Origin of the sequence: Treponema maltophilum ATCC 51939 (assembly GCF_000413055.1) — a bacterium.
Classification (GTDB): domain Bacteria; phylum Spirochaetota; class Spirochaetia; order Treponematales; family Treponemataceae; genus Treponema_C; species Treponema_C maltophilum.
On the sequence record NZ_KE332518.1, the window covers coordinates 2,251,028 to 2,269,470 of the forward strand.

17 protein-coding genes are annotated in these 18,443 nt (G+C 46.4%); 6 read left to right on the plus strand and 11 right to left on the minus strand.

Features of this window, described 5'->3' with window-relative positions:
- The first annotated feature begins 107 nt into the window (after positions 1 to 107).
- Positions 108 to 995 (plus strand): Mrp/NBP35 family ATP-binding protein, encoded by an 888-nt coding sequence (locus HMPREF9194_RS10380; RefSeq protein WP_016526330.1) that lies wholly within the window; start codon positions 108 to 110, stop codon positions 993 to 995.
- Between the two features lie 52 nt (positions 996 to 1,047).
- On the opposite strand, the gene nox is transcribed toward HMPREF9194_RS10380, so the two are convergent.
- The 5 genes from nox to HMPREF9194_RS10405 all read right to left on the minus strand — a co-directional run bounded on the left by nox (position 1,048) and on the right by HMPREF9194_RS10405 (position 8,225).
- On the minus strand, positions 1,048 to 2,385 hold the full coding sequence (nox, locus tag HMPREF9194_RS10385) for a H2O-forming NADH oxidase (protein WP_016526331.1): 1,338 nt from the start codon (positions 2,383 to 2,385) through the stop codon (positions 1,048 to 1,050).
- 64 nt (positions 2,386 to 2,449) lie between these two features.
- Positions 2,450 to 3,103 carry a DUF1007 family protein gene (locus HMPREF9194_RS10390; RefSeq protein WP_016526332.1) on the minus strand — a complete coding sequence of 218 codons (654 nt, stop codon included), beginning with the start codon at positions 3,101 to 3,103 and terminating at the stop codon, positions 2,450 to 2,452.
- 39 nt (positions 3,104 to 3,142) lie between these two features.
- Positions 3,143 to 4,519, minus strand: a complete 1,377-nt coding sequence (locus HMPREF9194_RS10395) for an ATP-dependent 6-phosphofructokinase (protein ID WP_016526333.1) — start codon at positions 4,517 to 4,519, stop codon at positions 3,143 to 3,145.
- Between the two features lie 84 nt (positions 4,520 to 4,603).
- The gene (locus HMPREF9194_RS10400; RefSeq protein WP_016526334.1) at positions 4,604 to 5,665 is read right to left on the minus strand and encodes a ribonucleotide-diphosphate reductase subunit beta; all 1,062 of its coding nucleotides are present in this window, start codon (positions 5,663 to 5,665) and stop codon (positions 4,604 to 4,606) included.
- Between the two features lie 22 nt (positions 5,666 to 5,687).
- On the minus strand, positions 5,688 to 8,225 hold the full coding sequence (locus tag HMPREF9194_RS10405) for a ribonucleoside-diphosphate reductase subunit alpha (protein WP_016526335.1): 2,538 nt from the start codon (positions 8,223 to 8,225) through the stop codon (positions 5,688 to 5,690).
- A 227-nt stretch (positions 8,226 to 8,452) separates the two neighbouring features.
- Here HMPREF9194_RS10405 and HMPREF9194_RS10410 point away from each other — a divergent pair, with 227 nt between their 5' ends.
- From HMPREF9194_RS10410 to HMPREF9194_RS10420, 3 genes are all read left to right on the plus strand, one after another.
- Positions 8,453 to 9,202: a formylglycine-generating enzyme family protein gene (locus tag HMPREF9194_RS10410; RefSeq protein WP_016526336.1), complete on the plus strand. Its 750-nt coding sequence runs from the start codon at positions 8,453 to 8,455 to the stop codon at positions 9,200 to 9,202.
- 178 nt (positions 9,203 to 9,380) lie between these two features.
- Entirely contained in the window at positions 9,381 to 9,899 is a 519-nt protein-coding gene (locus tag HMPREF9194_RS10415; protein ID WP_016526337.1) for a PadR family transcriptional regulator, read from the plus strand.
- Positions 9,896 to 10,879 carry a BtrH N-terminal domain-containing protein gene (locus tag HMPREF9194_RS10420; protein ID WP_016526338.1) on the plus strand — a complete coding sequence of 328 codons (984 nt, stop codon included), beginning with the start codon at positions 9,896 to 9,898 and terminating at the stop codon, positions 10,877 to 10,879. Before HMPREF9194_RS10415 ends, HMPREF9194_RS10420 begins: the two co-directional genes overlap by 4 nt.
- Here the strand turns inward: HMPREF9194_RS10420 and HMPREF9194_RS10425 are convergent.
- Positions 10,861 to 12,033, minus strand: a complete 1,173-nt coding sequence (locus HMPREF9194_RS10425; RefSeq protein WP_245540739.1) for an iron-containing alcohol dehydrogenase — start codon at positions 12,031 to 12,033, stop codon at positions 10,861 to 10,863. The genes HMPREF9194_RS10420 and HMPREF9194_RS10425 overlap by 19 nt on opposite strands.
- Positions 12,034 to 12,215: 182 nt before the next feature.
- On the opposite strand from HMPREF9194_RS10425, the gene HMPREF9194_RS10430 reads away from it, so the two are divergent.
- A complete protein-coding gene (locus HMPREF9194_RS10430; protein WP_016526340.1) occupies positions 12,216 to 13,118 on the plus strand; it encodes a tetratricopeptide repeat protein in 903 nt (300 codons plus the stop codon).
- 38 nt (positions 13,119 to 13,156) lie between these two features.
- Here HMPREF9194_RS10430 and HMPREF9194_RS10435 read toward each other — a convergent pair whose 3' ends face one another.
- The 5 genes from HMPREF9194_RS10435 to HMPREF9194_RS10455 all read right to left on the minus strand — a co-directional run bounded on the left by HMPREF9194_RS10435 (position 13,157) and on the right by HMPREF9194_RS10455 (position 16,566).
- Positions 13,157 to 14,347 (minus strand): hypothetical protein, encoded by a 1,191-nt coding sequence (locus tag HMPREF9194_RS10435; protein ID WP_016526341.1) that lies wholly within the window; start codon positions 14,345 to 14,347, stop codon positions 13,157 to 13,159.
- A 94-nt stretch (positions 14,348 to 14,441) separates the two neighbouring features.
- Positions 14,442 to 14,936, minus strand: coding sequence for a DUF2147 domain-containing protein (locus tag HMPREF9194_RS10440; RefSeq protein ID WP_016526342.1), 495 nt, complete (start codon positions 14,934 to 14,936; stop codon positions 14,442 to 14,444).
- Positions 14,937 to 14,994: 58 nt separating this feature from the next.
- Positions 14,995 to 16,041, minus strand: coding sequence for a DNA-methyltransferase (locus HMPREF9194_RS10445; protein ID WP_245540740.1), 1,047 nt, complete (start codon positions 16,039 to 16,041; stop codon positions 14,995 to 14,997).
- A 5-nt stretch (positions 16,042 to 16,046) separates the two neighbouring features.
- The gene (locus HMPREF9194_RS10450; RefSeq protein WP_016526344.1) at positions 16,047 to 16,358 is read right to left on the minus strand and encodes a YbjQ family protein; all 312 of its coding nucleotides are present in this window, start codon (positions 16,356 to 16,358) and stop codon (positions 16,047 to 16,049) included.
- On the minus strand, positions 16,339 to 16,566 hold the full coding sequence (locus HMPREF9194_RS10455) for a hypothetical protein (protein WP_040846939.1): 228 nt from the start codon (positions 16,564 to 16,566) through the stop codon (positions 16,339 to 16,341). Before HMPREF9194_RS10455 ends, HMPREF9194_RS10450 begins: the two co-directional genes overlap by 20 nt.
- 85 nt (positions 16,567 to 16,651) lie before the next feature.
- Here HMPREF9194_RS10455 and HMPREF9194_RS10460 point away from each other — a divergent pair, with 85 nt between their 5' ends.
- Complete coding sequence (locus HMPREF9194_RS10460; protein WP_016526346.1) at positions 16,652 to 18,307, plus strand: AMP-binding protein; 1,656 nt, start codon at positions 16,652 to 16,654, stop codon at positions 18,305 to 18,307.
- The last annotated feature ends 136 nt before the right edge of the window (positions 18,308 to 18,443 follow it).

The following is an 18,443-nucleotide window of genomic DNA, read 5'->3' on the forward strand; positions in this document are numbered from 1 at the left end:
GATTTCTGACGGAATTCGATTTTAGGCGGCATTTGAGGAAAAACCGCAACGACGGCAAAAAATAAAGACAAATTGACTGATAAGGCATAAAGAAGTATCTTAATTATATGAACGAAAATAACACACACAATCAATCGCAAAATTCCGCCTGTTCAGGATGTCCCTCGGCATCTTCCTGCAGTGCCGAAGCGCGCAGTTCCTGCGGCAAGGCGGCAGGACAGTCTGCCGGAGCGCGGCAGGATTTTTCCGAAAAGCCGCATCCCAAAAGTTCCATCAAAAAGGTTATCGGCGTCGTAAGCGGAAAGGGCGGCGTGGGTAAGTCCCTTGTTACCTCGTTATTGGCGTGCGCCGCGCAAAAAAAAGGCTTGCACGCGGCCGTATTGGATGCCGATATTACCGGTCCGTCCATTCCGCGCATTTTCGGTTTGCACGGAAAAGTTGAAGGGGACGAAAACGGCATTTATCCGGCGACGACGGCGGAGGGCATTCAGGTTATGTCGATCAACTTTTTGCTCGAAAACGAAACCGATCCCGTGTTGTGGCGCGGCCCGATTATCGCCGGGGCGGTCAAACAGTTTTGGACGGACGTAATTTGGAAGGACGTCGACCTCATGTTTGTCGATATGCCGCCGGGAACGGGAGATGTTCCTTTAACGGTGTTTCAGTCGCTTTCGATCGGCGGCATTATCGTCGTTGCAAGTCCGCAAGAACTTGTCGGCATGATTGTCGAAAAAGCCGTAAAAATGGCCGATATGATGCATATTCCCGTTTTGGCGCTGGTTGAAAACATGAGCTATGTTCAGTGTCCGCACTGCGGCGAAAAAATCGAAGTGTTCGGAAAGAGCAATGCCGACAATCTTGCCTCAAAGCACGCAATTCCGGTTACGGTAAAGCTGCCGATGGACAGCGCCTTTGCCGCCGCCTGCGATGAAGGCCGCATCGAAAAACTGGAAAGAACGGAATTCGATGCGCTCATCGAAACGCTGCGTCCGTAAAGCCCGGTAAACAAAGCGTCCGCCGGCACCTAACGCAGGGGCGTTTTCCCGCCTATGTGTTCGGCGCGCGCAAAGCCGCCATTGTAATATAATTGTACGGCTGGTTAAAGTGCGGCAAAAAAAACAGATCGAGCAGTTTTAACTTGTCGATCGTAACCTTTTCCTGAATGGCCAACGAAAACAAGTGGATGCCCATCGATACGTCGAGCCGGGAGGCAAGCTGCGCGCCGATAATGCGCCGGCTTTTCTTTTCGAATACGATACGGATTTTTACCTTTTCGTTTGTGCGCATAAACAGCGCGCGCTGAAAATCCTCGTAATCGGCACATTCGGCGTCTATGCCGGCCGCTTTCGCCTTTGTCAAGGTGAGTCCGGTTGAAATCATATGTAAGCCGAAAATGGAAATCGCGTTTGAGCCCTGAACGCCGGGCGACTCAAGTTTTACGCCGCACGCGTTGTGCGCGGCGATAATGCCGGAACGAAGCGCGTTCGTCGCAAGCGCTATGTAATTGACGGCACACACGGCATTGTCTTTTACCGTTGCGCAATCGCCGATTGCGAATACATCTTTTCGGCTCGTTTCCTGCCGTTCGTTGACTATGTACGCGCCGTTTCTAAAGCAGTCCAGTTTTCCCTTTCCGAGTTCCGTGTTCGGTCTGAAGCCGACCGCCCACACAACCATATCGGCGTCCACGCTTCCCGTAGAAGTCAGCACCTTTTCAACCTTGTCCTTTCCTTCAAAGCCTTCAACCTTGGTGCCGAATTTTAAATTGACGCCGTTGTCTTCGAGGTTCTTTTTCATAAGCGCCGTAAATTCGCCGTCGTAATATACGGGCAGACAGGTTTCGGCGATGTCGATGAGGGTGGTATTTTTGTTGTGGCGCTTAAACGCTTCGGCAAGTTCCACGCCGATATAGCCTGCGCCGATGACGGCAACGTTGCGGATGTTTTCGGTTTTGAGTTTATTTATAACGTCCTGCGCATCCTGAAACAGCTTTACGCGCTGAATGTTGCGCAAAGAACTTCCGGGTAAATCGGGAATAATCGGATTCGAGCCGGTTGCCAAAATCAATTTGTCGTAGGATTCGTCGATTTTATTGCCTTCGGAATCTTTTGCATGCACGATTTTTTTATCGAAGTCGATGTCGGTTACTTCGGTTTTCATATGTACGACGGCGCCTTTTTGTTCCATCTGCCGTTTGCTGGAATAAAAAAGTCCGTCCGAACCGTCTATTTGATTGCCGATCCACAGCGCCATGCCGCAGCCCAAAAAGCTTACATTGTCGTTACGCTCGAATACGACAACCTTATTGCCTTTGTAGTTATCCAACACGGTATTGACGGCCGCGGTTCCCGCGTGATTTCCGCCGATAATGACGATTTTGCTCATCCGTCCGACTCCTCCTAAAAGGTTTGATTATTCCACCAATTTTAGCGTATCGGGGAAAAAAGTGCTACCACGAAAGGAGGATTTCTTTCGGATAATAGGTTTGCAAGCCGGGCTTCCATTGGTAATACACGCTTGTGTCGGCTGCAGGACTGAGCGGGTCATAAAATACCGGATAATCCTTGTTTTCGATGATTTTAAAAGTCGGATTGACGACAGCCGGATCGTAGGTCAGGCGTATACCGCCGTCTTCAATATAGCGCACGTCACAAAAATACGTGTAATCGTAGACGGCAAAGTACAATTCCGTTCCCGTATACTTCGACAAATCAACGTAAAAGCGGTAGGTCATTATGCCGTTTTTTTGCGTCGCTTTAAACCGGCTCACTTTTTCCGGATTACTGCGTTTTGTGCCTTGGCGGATAAACGTATAAAAATAATAATTGCGCAAATTGATAAAGGCATTGTTGTACACCGCTTCGCTTTCGGCATCGCTGAATTTTCCGTTATGATCGGCGTCAAGCCAGCTTATGATTTCATTGCTGAATATTTTGTCAAAGGTCCATTCGATATAGGCGCCCTGCAGTTTTTTGCCCTGCCACACGAATTCAATCGCCGTATCGATAAATACGTGCGGATGCGCGTACGCCGCCTTGGCCGGCATAAAAAAAGCCGCACAAATAAAGGCACAAAACACAACTGTTTTAAAAATCTTTTTCATAAGTTCTCGGCAGCCTTCGGCTCCGTTGCCGGCGGCAGGTTATTCGTCTTTCTTTTTGGTTACGCTTTGCGCCAAAAAGAAATCCTTGTTTTTCAGCATAAGAATCGGCTGGCCGGTCGCGTCGATAACGTCGCGCCACAGCGAGCCTTCCGGGTCGACGGTGTTTCTGCGGCTCGTTACCAAGCGGATCGGAATGTGCACGTATTTATTGTGAACAAGCCCGATAACCAATTTGGTTTTGCCCGCCATTGCCGCATGAACGGCGTTGTTGCCCAAGCGTTCGCAATAGATCGAATCGGTTGCGGTTGTGCGCGCCGAACGGATTTGATAGCTGGGGTCTATATATTTTAAATTGATGGGAATTTTTTTTGCGGCAAAGTATTCGGTGATTTTGTCGCGCAAAAAAACGCCTATGTCGCCGAGTTTTTTATTGCCGGACGCGTCTTTTGCGTCGCTTGTTTTTAAAAGTTCCTGCCCCGCACCTTCGGCAATAATCACGACGGCGTGCCGGCGTCTTTGTATGCGCTGTTCGAGCGAATCCAAAAAACCGCCGTCTCCGTCCAAGTGGAACGGAACTTCGGGAATAAGGCAAAAATTCGCTTCGTGGCTGGCGAGGGCGGTCGCCGAAGCGATAAAGCCCGCTTCGCGGCCCATAAGCTTTATGAGCCCGATGCCGTTTATCTGCGAATGCGCTTCCATATGAGCGGCCGCAACCGTTTGCGTGGCCTGTTCTACCGCCGTATCGAAACCGAAGGATTTTTGAATAAACACAAGGTCGTTGTCTACGGTTTTCGGAACGCCGACAACGGCAATTTTCAAACCGCGCTTTCCGATTTCGTCGGCGATTTCCAAAGCGCCGCGCTGCGTTCCGTCGCCGCCGATAATAAAGACCATGTTCAAATTGAGCGCTTCTATCGCGTCGACGATTTCGACAACGCGGTTTCCGCCGCCGCGGCTTGTTCCCAAAAAGGAACCGCCCGATTTATGAATGTCGTCGACGATGTCGGGATTAAGATCGATCGGGTCGAATCCCGATTCGGCAAAAAGTCCCTGAAAGCCGAACCGTATGCCGCGTATGCGGCGCACGCCGTAGCGGTTCCACAAACAGCGCACAATCGCGCGGATAACGTCGTTCAGTCCGGGGCACAAACCGCCGCAAGTGAGGATGGCCGCGTTTACGTGTTTGGGATTAAAATAAATGTATTCGCGCGGCCCCGCTTTTTGGATAAGATTGTTATTGTACGCTTCGGCTTCCGTTTCGAGTACGTTGTCGTAAACGTCTACATTATAGCGGATAAAATCGTCTTCTTTTACATAGTTTGCGATAAAATCGCCGTACACCTTCGAAAGCATAATGGGAGAAGGAACCTTGCACGGCCCCAGCTGATCAACGGTAAAATCGAATACGCCTTTCATCTTTTCATCCTAAAAAATAATTCTTGCCTGCATCGTAGTGCGTATTGCAAAAAAAAGCAAGGTTTATACACGGAAATCGCCGAATTACAAATCATCTACAAGGGCGGTCGATTTTGCATATGCGGTCGACTTTGCTTCAAAAAAGTCGGTTTTGATAAGGTTCGCATTGCTGTACTGATTTATCCACGAAGTGGCCGCAGGTTCTTCTTCGTGTCCTTCGTATACCGGCGCGAATTTCAAATTGGCACAGCGCAAATTCGCCAAATATTTTATGTAGTCGCCGATCATGGTTTTTGTAAGGCCGGCAATCTTATCGCCGATAACGTAATGCCCCCATTTGATTTCCTGTTCGGCGCCTTCTTTTATCATTGCGCGGTATTCGTCCGTAAGGGTGCTTGTAAACAGTTCCGGCTCTTCCTTTTGCAGCTCCTGCAAAATGGAGCGGAACAGCCACAAATGCGTATTTTCATCGCGGTTTATATAGCGGATTTCCTGCACGGAGCCGCTCATTTTTCCGTTGCGCCCCAAGTTGTAAAAAAACATAAAGCCCGAATAAAAATAGATGCCTTCCAAAATATAATTTGCAATCGCCGTCCGCACAAGCGTATACGGATTTTGATTTTTTTGAAAATCGTTGTACAAACCGCCGATAAAGCTGTTGCGCGCAAGCAAGTGTTCGTCGTCTTTCCACTGATATAAAATATCATTGCGTTCGGATGGGTTGCAGATGGTGTCGAGCATATAGCCGTAGCTTTGCGAATGGATCGCTTCCTGATACGTTTGAATCGCCAAGCACAGATTGACTTCGTTTGCCGTAATGTATTCGCTTATCGAGGGAAGGTTTGCGGTTTGAACGCTGTCCAAAAATACTAAAAACGACAGCGTTTTGTCGTACGCACTCCGCTCGTCGTTTGTCAGGCGGCGGTATTCCTGCACGTCGTTTTGTAAATTGATTTCTTCGGGAATCCAAAAATTGTTCATCGCCTGTCGGTACCAATCGCTTGTCCATGCATATTTTATGTTGTTAAAGTCGTTCAAATTGGTGGTGTTGCCGCCTATCATGCGCCGCCTCAATACATCCGTATCGCCATCGGCATTAAAGATTGCTTTTTTGGCCAAATGCCGGTAAATATCTTTGTTTTCCATAAAAACCTCCCGTTTTTTCACCTTATCCCGCGCACGATTCGCATTCTTCAACTTCCAGCGATTTTGAGCGCACATAGTAAATCGATTTTACGCCGGCTTCCCAGGCTAAAATGTATAAGTCCAGCACTTGTTTGAGCGTAAACGAATTGGTAATGTACAGATTTACCGACTGCGCCTGATCTATGTGCCGCTGCCGTACGCCCGCCGCGCGCAGCGACCAGCTTTGATCGACGGTATGAGCGCTTTTATACAGCCAAAAACTGCGCGCATTTAAGTCGGGGGCAACGCGCGGCATAATGCTGCCTTTTTTTTCTTCCAAAAAATAACGGTTCATCACCGGATCCGTTCCGGCGGTGGTGCCGGCAATAATCGATGTTGAACTCGTGGGCGCCACGGCCATAATGTATGCATTGCGCATTCCCTGCGCGGCTTTTTCTTTTATCGTCCGCCATTCGCTTCCCGTATAGCCGCGTTTTTCAAAATATGCGCCCGTTTGCCAATCGGAGCCGGCAAAAAAGGCGTAAGATCCTTTTTCCGCGGCAAGCGCGGCGCTCGCTTTTACGGCGGCTTTATTTATGCGTTCAAAAAGCGTGTCGGCAAAGGCGAGGTGCGCTTCGCTTTCCCATGCGATGCCTTTTTTTGCCAAAATGTGGTGGTAGCCGCTCACGCCGAGGCCGATCGACCGGTAGCGTTTGTTCGTAATTTCGGCATAGGGAAGCGGGTAAAAATTCAGGTCGATAACATTATCCAGGGCGCGCACCGCACATTCGGTAATATGTTCGAGTTCGCCTTCCGTATCCGTGTCGATATTGCCCAGCACGAGCGAAGCAAGATTGCATACGACAAAATCGCCCGGCGCGGTCGTTTCGACGACAAGCGTATCGCCGTTTTCGTCTTTTACTTCGCGCGTAACGAATTCGATGCCGCTCATATTTTGCGCGATTTCCGTACATAAATTCGAGCAATAAATAATGCCTTTGTGCGCGTTCGGATTTGCGCGGTTTACCGTATCGCGGAAAAAGGCGAACGGCGTTCCCGTTTCGACTGCCGACTTTAAAATAAGGCGCACAAGATCTTTAACGGGAATCGTCCGCTTGTGAATGCGGTTGTCGTTTACGCAGTCGATATAGCGCTTTTCCCATTCTTCACCGTAAAAATCTTCGAGCGCATAGCCTTTTACGCGCAGCACTTCGTAGGGGCACAAAAGATGCCACTGTGCGTCTATATTTTCTTTTGCCGTTTTCCAAAACAAATCGGGATAGCAGACTGCGGGAAACACGTCGTGCGCTTTCATCCTGTCGTCGCCGTTATTTGTGCGCAGCTGTAAAAATTCGGGAATATCCCTGTGCCACACGTCGAGATAGACGGCGACCGAACCTTGACGCACGCCCAGCTGGTCTACGGCGACGGCCGTATCGTTTGCGAGTTTTATCCAACGGATAACGCCGCCCGCCGCGCCTTGAAAACCTCTGATAGCCGAACCGGATGCGCGTACCTTACCGAAATACAGACCCATACCGCCGCCGAATTTCGATACTTGAGCGAAATTGCTTATCGAGCGGTAAATACCTTCGAGCGAATCGGGGACGGTGTCTATAAAGCAGGACGAAAGCTGGTGGTAGGGCTTGCGCGCGTTGGACAAGGTCGGCGTTGCAACGGTTACCTGCAGCTTACTCAGCATGCGGTAAAAACGCAGTACCCAGCCGGTTCTGTCTGTTTTTTCGTTCATCGCCAAATGCATGGCGATTCCCATAAACATTTCCTGCGGCGTTTCAAGCGGCACGTTTGCCGTCGTGCGGATAAGATAGCGGCGTATAAGTAAATCGAGCGAACTGTAGGTCAATAAAAAATTGCGGTTTTCCTCTCCCGAATCGCAGCTTGCTATCGTTTCAGCGAACGAATCGATTTCGGCCTTCGAATAGTGTTCCGAAATATACGAGCCGTACAAACCTTCCTGCGTTAAATAGCGGATTTTTTCATAAAAACTTTGAATGCCGAGCCGCTCAAGATGAGCTTTCAGTTTTATGCGGAACTCAACCATCAAAAAGCGCGATGCGATATATTCCCAGCGGGGCGCTTCCTGCGTCGTCATTTCAACCGCCGCGCGGATAAGAGCGCTTAAAGCGTCCGCGTCGGACACGCCTTCTTTTTTGAACGCCGAATACTTGTGATACAAGGCGTCGAGCGAATATTCTTCTTCGGGAAAATCTTTTTGAACCGATTTTAATTCGCCGTCCAAATCGAGGGAAGAAAACGTATCGGTTATTCTTTTGCGCGCCGAGCGCTTTTTTGCCCGGCTTTCGCGGTACAAAATAAAACTTTTAACTTCGGCCGGATAATTGTGCTTTATAAGGGTTTTTTCGACCAAATCCTGTATCGTTTCGATATGGATTTCGTTTCCGGCCGCGTGCAGCCGTTTTAATTCTTCTTCAATTTCCGCGGTTAACCGCTCTACCGCGCCGGTGTCTGTTCCGACGCTTTTAAAGGCTGCAGCCATTGCGTCGGCAATTTTTATACTTCTAAAGGCTTCTTTTTTCCCCGTGCGTTTAATAATTTCCATTGATTTCCCACCCCGATTAAAGAAGCGCATTCCGCCGGCAGAACTTTTCCGCCTGCTCTTTACGCTTCACGCTATTTGTTGTTCTTTATACAAAACTGTATTTAGTATAAACTTCAAAACAATAAAAAGCAAGAGCCCGCATTGACAGCGGCTTAGACTATGATATACTAAATCTCGCCGATAATACGATATAGAGGAATCAATCAAATTGGGTTGGAAAATATAGAATGAATTTAACCGAATATATAAAAGAAAATATGGCGGTAATTCCTGAAGGGAATGAGTTAATCAGGGATTTTGTCGATCCGATTAAGTGGCTGAGTTCGGATTATAAAATGTCCATTCCCGGAACAAATAAAGAAAAAATTGTTAGACAAAAATCAGTGTCCGTTCAATCATTTTTATTGCTTAAAACCCCCGTAACCAATGAACTGTACCATTTTGTAATGGAGACTGACTGTGATATTCAAAGAAAAGCTTTTCCTGTGGTAAATGTAAGTTGGATAGATGCTATCAAATTTTGTAATAAACTTTCCGAAAAGCTCGGATTGGAAAAATCTTATGTGTGGAACCCTGTTTCGGAATATATCACGGTTGATGATTCAAAAAACGGATTTCGGCTGCCGACAGATGCACAATGGCAATATGCATGCAGAGGAAACTCGAAAGGATATCGATACGGCGATATCAATGAAATTGCATGGTTCAAAGAAAATTCGGGCGGACAATCCCATGAAGTGAAGATGAAGAAGGAAAATGACTTCGGGCTTTTCGATATGATCGGCAATGTCTGGGAGTGGTGTTTTGATTTATACGACGAAGAGCGATACAGGAACTATCGTATTTTCAGAGGCGGGAGCTTTGCAAGCGAAGAAAGAGCCTGCGGTGCTACTTCAAGAAAGAAGACTTTCCCGGAATTCAGAATCGATGATTTGGGGTTTAGAATCGCAAAAAACAATTCGGCGGGAATGGAGTGAAAACGACAAAAGAAGGCAAGGGGGATTTTAAAGAGATTTTGTGCATAATTGACAGCGGCTTAGACTATGATATTCATTTGAAGAAAATTCGGACGGAAAATTGTACAAAGTAAAAAGAAAGGTAAAAAAAGGAAAATCTGTGATTGACATACCTGTATTCCAGTGCTAGAATACAGGTATGAAAACATCATTAACGGAAGAATTGATATTAGGGATTCTTTCAGAGCATTCGGAGCATGGATACAATATTGAAAAAATCATTGAAACACGAGGTATGAGAAAGTGGACGGACATAGGTTTTTCATCAATATATTATGTGCTTGATAAGCTTGAAAAGAAAGGCTTGGCTTCCGGTAAAAATGCTAATGGAAAGGAGAAAAAAGAGTATTCGATAACGGAATTCGGCTTAAATGTCCTGAGAGAAAAAACAAAAAAACGCATTGAAGAACGGATGCCGGCAAATACGCATCTTATGACAGGTCTGGCAAATAGTACCGTATTAGATGGTGTTGAAGTTGCGGATTCATTACTCAAAAGGAAAATTCGGTTAGAACGGGATTTAATAAATCTTAAAGAGAAAGCAAAGGAAAAAAACACGGCTGCTCGTTCCGCCGCACGATTGTTCGGCTTAAGCGAAAGGCTGATTTTGGCAGAACTTGAATGGTTAAATGAAGAAATGGGAGAAGTGAAAAAATGAAATTGGATATTAAGCCTTTTATAGGACAGCATTGCGAGTCCACCGCAACAGGAACTCTCTTAAATCAGCTTGGAATTGAACTGAGTGAACCGATGATCTTCGGGTTAGGTGAGGGCTTGGGTTTTATCATATGGAATATGAAGACTATGGATTTTCCGTTTATCGGGGGCCGCATTAAACAGGATTTGTTGACACAAAATATCGCCAAAAACTTGAATTTGAAATTAACTGTGAACGAAACATCTTCAAAGAAAAAAGCATGGGAAGAAGTGAAAAAATTATTGGATAAGGGTCAGGCGGTAGGACTTAAACTCGATTGCTATCATCTTGAATATTTTTCAAATCCGATCCATTTTGCGGGACACTATGTTGCAATCATCGGCTATGATGACGAAAAAGCAATCTTGGTTGATACGGCTCAGCAAGGAACGGTTACGAGTACGTCGCTTAAAAGTTTGGAATCCGCGCGCAGTGAAAAAGGTGCGATGGCTTCAAAGAATCTGTATTATACCATCGACAAAGAAAAAAACATTCCCGCACTTAAAGACGCCGTAACGGTTGCAATAAAAAACAATGCTCAAATATATCTTAATCCGCCGATTAAAAATTTAGCATACAAAGGCATAGAAAAAACGAGCGATATCATTATCAAATGGTACGACGATTCAAAGAATGTTCAAGAAGAATTCGGTACTACTGCGATGTTGATGGAACGAGCCGGAACAGGGGGGTCTATTTTCAGAAACATATACAGAGACTTTTTGAAAGAAGCTTATGAACTGACGGGGGACAAAATCATTGAGCGGGGCTATTTAAAATTCATCCGAATTGCATCGGATTGGGCGGAGATAATTTCCATCCTTGAGAAAATATCCGAAACGCAAGAAAGAAGCTATGTTTTGGAAGTTTCAAAAAGATTAAAAAATATTGCGCGGGAAGAAAAAGAAGCGATGGAATTACTTTATTTTCCCGCGATTTGATAATAAAAGGCTGCAAGTTCGGTTCGGGTCATCAGTTTAGGAACGGGATAAAGCGGGTTTGCTTCTTTTTCGGCATGGCGGGACAAAAGCGGAATGTCCGCTTCTTTTATGCCCGCAATTTTATCGGGAATGTTCATACGCGCATTCAAGTCTTTTATCGTTTGTATAAACAATTCGGCACCTTTTTTCCGGCCATCCCGCTCCGTACAAATACCGGATGCCAAGGCCATTTTATACAATTTTTTGTGAACGGTTTTACCGTAGGCTTCCAAAACATAGGGCATGATTACGGCATTGGCTAAGCCGTGGGGTGTTCCGTAAAAGCCGCCGAGGGAATGGGCGACGGCGTGGATGTAGCCCACATAAGACTTTGAAAACGCAAGCCCCGCCTTGTGGGCCGCATGGAGCATATTTTCTCTTGCCCGGTGATTTGAGCCGTCTTTGTATGCCGCTTCAACATTTTCAAAAACAAGCCGTGCGGCTTCCAATGCAAGCGCCCTTGTTTCCTTTGTGGTCGAACGGCCGATGTAGGCTTCTACCGCATGGGTGAGAGCGTCGATTCCGGTAGAAGAGGTGATATGGGGCGGAAGGGTATAGGTTAATGCCGCATCAAGGACTGCATAACGGGGAATCAGCGGAAAACTGAGCAGAGCGTATTTATCGTGTTTTTCTTTATCGGTGATAATCGCGGCAAGAGTAACTTCGCTTCCGGTTCCGGCTGTTGTAGGAACTGCAATAAGGGGAGGAAGGCGGCGCAGTACCCGGAGAATACCCTTCATCTTTTCGACGCTTTTTTTAGGATACACGGCTCTGGCTCCCACAGCCTTTGCGCAGTCCATCGGAGAGCCGCCTCCTACGGCGATAATTCCTTGGGCGCCCGAGTCTTTATACAAGCTGAACGCTTCTTCAACATTGGACACCGTCGGATTTGCTTCGGTTTTATCGTACACGGCAAAGCGTATGCCGTTTTCTTTTAGAACCCGTATAAGCGGTTCCGTTAAACCGTTTGCAACGATTCCCCTGTCGGTTACGATGAGGATTGATGTAAGGTTTTCTTTTTTAAATACTTTATCCAAACCGGAACAGGTCGGAATAATCTCCGGTTCTCTGTACGGAAAAAAAGGCAGGGCCAAGCGAAAGCCGGCTTGATACAAACGGCAATATACAGCTTTTAGAAAAAACATGATGAAATCGAATCTAACATATCTTTTTTTAAATGTCAATAAAACAGTTTTTGTCATAATGATTTTTTGTCATGTAGAAAAAAAACAATACGGTGTCTGCATTGACAGCGGCTAAGGTTGTGATATACTGTAAAAAATCCGGGGGTAACATAATGAAAAAAATCGGCACAGGACTGTTCTTTATTTTTTTATGTACTCTTGTTTTTACAAGAGATTATTCAAAAGAATTTATGGATTATTTTAAGTCCGACTATCGGCCAATAGATTATCGGTCAATGGAAAAACTTTTAATTGATTGGGAAAAAGAACGACCCGATGATCCTGAAATGCTGATCGGCTATTTTAATTATTATGTGAACAGAGATTTGGAAATGTTTCCGGCAATGGGAAAAGCCGATGACGGGAAATATTACGGAGCTTACCTGCAAAAAAACTTTAATAACGACGATGTAATAAAAGGGATTTCTTTTTTGGATAAAGCGCTGGTTAAAAATCCGCAAAGGCTGGATATACATTTTGGAAAATGCTCTACGTTATTACAGGCAAGGTTTTACAAAGAAGGAATTAAGGCAATACTGGATTTGCTGAATACTTCCGTAAAAGTAAACAATGAGTGGTTGTGGACAAATAATGTTCCTATACAGGAAGACGGAGAAGCCGTTCTTTTAGACGGCATAAACGGATATTTTGCGATTTTATTTAATAATTTTGAATATGTAAAAGATGATTTGGGAAATTTGGCAAAAAAACTCGAACAATTATATCCTAATAATTTAATATCGATTAATCAGACCGCAAATTATTATTCATATTCCGGAAATAACAAAAAAGCGATTGAATTGTTGGAAAAGGGACATAAACTTGATAAAAACGATTATATCATTCTTGGAAATTTAGGATATTTATACGAAGAGAAAAAAAATTATAAAGCTGCAAGAACCTGTTACGAAAAGATGTTGAAGATAGATAATCCTCAGTCTAAACAGTACGCAAAAGAATATTTGGAAGCACTGAATAAAAAAGACAGACGAACAGGCCGCTCAAAAAAGGATTAAACTTTTTGAAAATACTGTTTTCCGTTTTCGCCGAACTCTTATTCCTCGGAGGAGGCAAGCACTATATTTACAAAAACAAAGGAAGCGATTTCATTGGCCCGCCATTCGCCATCTTTTAATTCCAAGTCAACTACAATAACATCTTTTATCGCATCGCCGTTTCCCGAAATACCGACAACGACAGCGGCTCTTTTTTCATTTTCATAAAGAACGCTTTCGGCACTGAAATAAAGTCGTATATCCGACAGATCGAAAATCGTATCGAAATCTTCGTCATAGCTTTGTTCAAGGTCGGATTTTTCGCCTTTTAAAAGATAGGTACACATAAGTTCCCGTGCCGCCGAAAACGCATCCGTTCGGTCGATTTTTTCCCGCTTTAATACCGATGCCGCATTTTGAGCGGAAACTTCTTCCGGTTCGCCTCCGAGAATTTCCGCAAAAGAGGCGGTTTCCAGTTCCTGCCGAAGGTGCTCTTTTATTCCGCTTATATAGTCCTCATAGTCATCGGAAAGAGGATCGGGCATTTCAGCGAAATAATCGTCGTCGATCGGCTCGGCCGCATCCTTTTCCGTAAAGGCCGAATAATCCCAGTCCGGATAGGTGTGCAATTCGATATCATGAATTGAACGTAACGGTTTCGATTCGCCGTTTTCATCGTAGAGTTTTGCTTTTTTGTTTACGCCGACGAAGGCTGTTTTTGCAACAGGCCCCGGCTCCCACATAATTGCAAACTGAAGATTTTTACAGTTTTTACAAAAATTTTCGGGTACCTGCTCGTAATCAAAAGAACCCATTTTTATCCAATACAGGTTTTTATGATTTGCAAAACAGTTTTCGGGCAGGGGGTAGCGTTTGTCGTTTGCGTAGTAATAATAGGAATAAGTAAAGTCCACGCATACGTATTTTTTTGCCGCCGCGTCGATTTGCCGGCGAATTTCATAAAAAACCGCAGGAGAATGTCTGCCGTCAAAATAAATGTATTCAATAGGGCCTTCAATTTTATTTTCGTGATTTACATGCATAAATTCCGAAAGGGCGGCTATTTCGGCATAGGTAACATCTTTCGGTTTAAAATTATTTTTGATTTTTAAAACGTACGATTCTTCGGGATCCATCGCAGTGCGTACGAAATCCGGCACATCGCGGATGTCGACTTCTTTTTCGATCGATTGGCCGAAAACCGCAAAAACCGAGCATACAAACGCGATAAATAAAAATGTCTTTTTCATGATTTTCTCCGAGAGCGGTCTATCTAAAACCGGGACTGCCGATAAAGCTGCCGACTTTTGAGACAGCCCCGGATCTTTAAGGCAAGGCGGCGCCTTACTTTATTTTGTCGATTTCTTCGGGGGTGGATTTTTTCCAAAATTGGCTGCGGCCGATGCCCATGCCGATTTCGCCGCGCATTTCGAGCGTGTCTTCTTTATACTTTTTGCCGTCGGCTTTGCGGAAGGTGATTTTGCACTTGTATACTTTGCCGTCCGCCGGGTCGATGATGCTGCCGTTTGCCCATTGTCCGGCGGCTTTGGAAGTAAGACCCCAAATCCACGGCGTTCCGAGCAGGGGCATTTTGTTTACGGCTCCGCTGACGGGGAAATCTTTATACGATTCCTTTACCGCGGTTGCGATGGTGTCGCGGGGCTTTCCTGCGGCGGCAAGAATCTCGCCGTACAAAACGCCGTCTTTTTGATAAATGTGCCAGCCGGCGGTTAATTCTCCCTCTTCGTTAATGCTGACCCAATAGCCTTCAACCGGGTCGGCGGCAAACACTGCGGCGGCTGTAAACAAAAGCAGAGCCGCGCAAATCAGTTTTTTCATCTTTGAAACTCCTTTATCTATACATAATGTATCAGTATGGAATGAATAATGCCGTTTGTCAAGGTTCGGCGAACAGAGATTCGGCATGATACGGCCGGGACTTTTTCAGTTCGGCGCGCTGAACGGCTTGCGTGTTCCGTTCCCAAAAAACGCCGTCCGCATACCCCTGAATGGCCGCGTCGCTTTCGGCACGCGCCAAGCGCTTTTCGGTCCAGCAGCAATACTCTTCGTTTTTTTCTATACCGATAAAATTGCGCCCCAGTTTTTTTGCGGTAACCGATGTGGTGCCGGAACCGAGAAAAGGATCTAAGACAAGACCGTCTTCGGGGCAGCTTGCAAGGATGAGTTTGGCGATAAGCTTTTCGGGTTTTTGCGTCGGATGATCGGTGTTTTCGCTCATCGACCAATACGGAATCGAAATATCGTCCCAAAAATTGCCGGGGCAGGTTAAGCGGAAGCGGCCTTCGTCGGTTTTTTCCCAGTCCTTCGGTTTGCCGTTTTCACGGTACGGGGCCAATACCCTGCGCTTTTGTTTTACCGCATCGACGTTAAAATAATAGTCGTCCCCGAGCGTACCGAACCAAATATCCTCGCAGGAATTTTTCCAATTCGCTTTTGCGCCGCGCCCCTTTTCGCGCTGCCAGGTAATGCGGTTGCGGACGACGGTATATTTTTTCATGACGGCATAGAGGCTGCACGAACTGCGCCAATCGCCGCACAGATACACCGAGCCGGTCGGCTTGAGTACGCTCAGCAGGCGGGGAAACCACGATTCAAGGTAGGCCGAATACTCATCGTCGCCGCGTTTACCGAATTTTAAGCCGTGAAAGTTTTTATCGAGATTATACGGCGGGTCGATAATCAATAAATCGGCGCACGAGTGCGGCAATTTGTCGAGTACGCCGAAAAGGTCGGCGCACAGGGTTTTGTTCCGCAACGCATCCGCGGCAAATGTTCCCGATCCGGAAACTTTTGCAGAGCCGGCATACACGAGGCGGTTTTTGTATTCGGCGCGTTCGGCCGCGCTCATTGTAAGCGTTTTGTTTTTGGGCGAACGCTCTTTTTTCGGCAAAGGCCGTGCCTCGGTTTTTGACTGTGCGCTCAATGCGTTTATTTGAATTTTACGGCCGTTCCGTAGGCGATAACTTCCGCGGCATTTTGCATAATCGCTGCGGACGAATAGCGGATATTCACAACGGCGTCCGCGCCCATTTGTTCGGCTTCCTGCGCCATGCGTTTGGTTGCCAAAGCGCGCGCTTCGTTCATCATTTCGGTATAGCCTTTTAATTCGCCCCCGATTATCGTTTTTAAGCCCTGCAAAATGTCTTTACCGATGTTTTTCGACTGGATGGTGCTTCCCTTTACCAAGCCGAGCGTTTCCAGATTTTTGCCGGAAACGTAATCAGTATTTACCAAGATCATCTTCTTCTCCTCCTTTAATTTCGTTTAACCGTTCGGCAAGCAGCCATATAAAAGCCGCCGAAACCGCGGCGGGAACAATAATGCCGATGATTTTAAATAAAAGCGGTACGCCGAATTTTACAAAAAATACAGCGAATGCGGTATAGTATACTAAATTCAAAAAAACGATTATTATCGGGGCAATCATTTTTTTCGTATGTGAATGCATGTACGGATTATAACATACGGAATTTGAATTTACAAGCTGCAACTTTTTTTTGCGCATCTTGTCTAAACATGTACGGAGTGACGCTATGTTTTATGAAGAGTACCTTACCTGTGATATGGATAACGGCTGGGAAGCCGCGCAAAAATCTTTTTCTCTGCACATCCCCGATAATTTTAACTTTGCATACGACGTTATAGACCGGTATGCGGCGGAAGCGCCGGAAGCCGAAGCCTTGGTGTGGTGCGACGACAAGGGCGAAGAAAAAATCTTTACGTTCGGCGAACTCGCAAAAGAGATAAACAAAGCGGCTAACTTTTTTACGGCGATGGGAATCGCTCGCGGCGATACGGTTTTGCTTTTTTTGCGCAGACGGTACGAGTTTTGGTTTATTTTGCCGGCCCTGCATAAAATCGGCGCGATTGCCGTTCCGGCAACGGTTCAGCTTGCGTCCCACGACATCGAATACCGCATACAATCGGCGGGCATCAAGATGATTGTCGCGGTTCAGGAAAAACAGCTTCAGCAGGAAATTCAAAAAGCCGCGGAAGCCGCCTATAAAAAACCGCTTTTGGTATGGGTACACGATGAAATGGACGGGTGGATTTCGTTCGATAAACTGTCGAAAAACATGAGCGACGAATTCAGCCTTCCGGCCGGAACCAAGCGCCCTTGCGGCGAAGATACGGCTTTGCTGTATTTTACGTCGGGCACATCGGGAAACCCGAAAATGGTCGCGCACAACTTTTTGTATCCGCTCGGTCATATCGTAACGGCAAAATTGTGGCAGGGGGTTAAACAGGGCGGCCGCCATTTAAGCGTTGCCGAAACCGGCTGGGCAAAGGCGATGTGGGGAAAAATATACGGACAGTGGCTGTGCGGCTGCGCGGTGTTTGTTTACGATATGGACGTGTTTATTCCGCGCAAACTGCTCGAAAAACTCGCGCAGTACCGCGTTACCTCTTTTTGCGCTCCGCCCACCGTGTATCGCTATCTTATCCGGGAGCCGATTGAAAATTACGATTTGTCGGCGCTGGAAGAATGCACGACCGCAGGCGAAGCGCTTTCGCAGGACATCTTCGATACGTTTAAAGAAAAAACGGGTATGTCGCTGCGCGAGGGCTACGGCCAAACCGAACTGACCTTGGTAACGGGCACTTTCCCCGGAATGGACATAAAACCCGGTTCCATGGGAAAGCCTGCGCCCGGCTACGACATAGACATTGTCCGTCCCGACGGTTCTTCCTGCGAAGCGGATGAAACAGGCGAAATTATTTTGCGCTTGGACAAGGGGCATCCGTTCGGCATGTTCGGCGGTTATTATAAAAACCCCGAAAAAACGGCGGAAGTGTTTCGCGGCGGCGTATACCATACCGGCGATGCGGCAAGCCGCGATAAAGACGGCTATTTTTGGTTCAGCAGCCGTACCGACGATTTGATAAAAAGTTCCGGTTTCCGCATCAGTCCTTTTGAAGTGGAATCGGTGCTGCTTCAGCATCCCGCCGTGTTCGAATGCGCCGTAACGGGAGTGCCCGATCCCAAACGAGGGCAGGCGGTAAAAGCCTTTATTGTTTTAAATCGCGGCTATACGCCGAGCAAACAGCTCGAAAAGGAATTGATGTTTTTTGCAAAAAAGAATGCGGCGCTGTACAAGGCTCCGCGCTCTTTGGAATTCGTGCAGGCTTTGCCCAAAACCCACAACGGTAAAATAAGCCGAGCCGCCATCCGCGCACAAAAAGAATAGGAGAACATGGGGATGTCTCAAAAGTTTGTTACTTTTTCGCCATCCCCGACGAGTTTTAAATTAAGTCTTTGTACAGTAATGACTTAATTTAAAACATCGCATATAAAATCACGGAAACTGTCCAAAAACTGAAGTT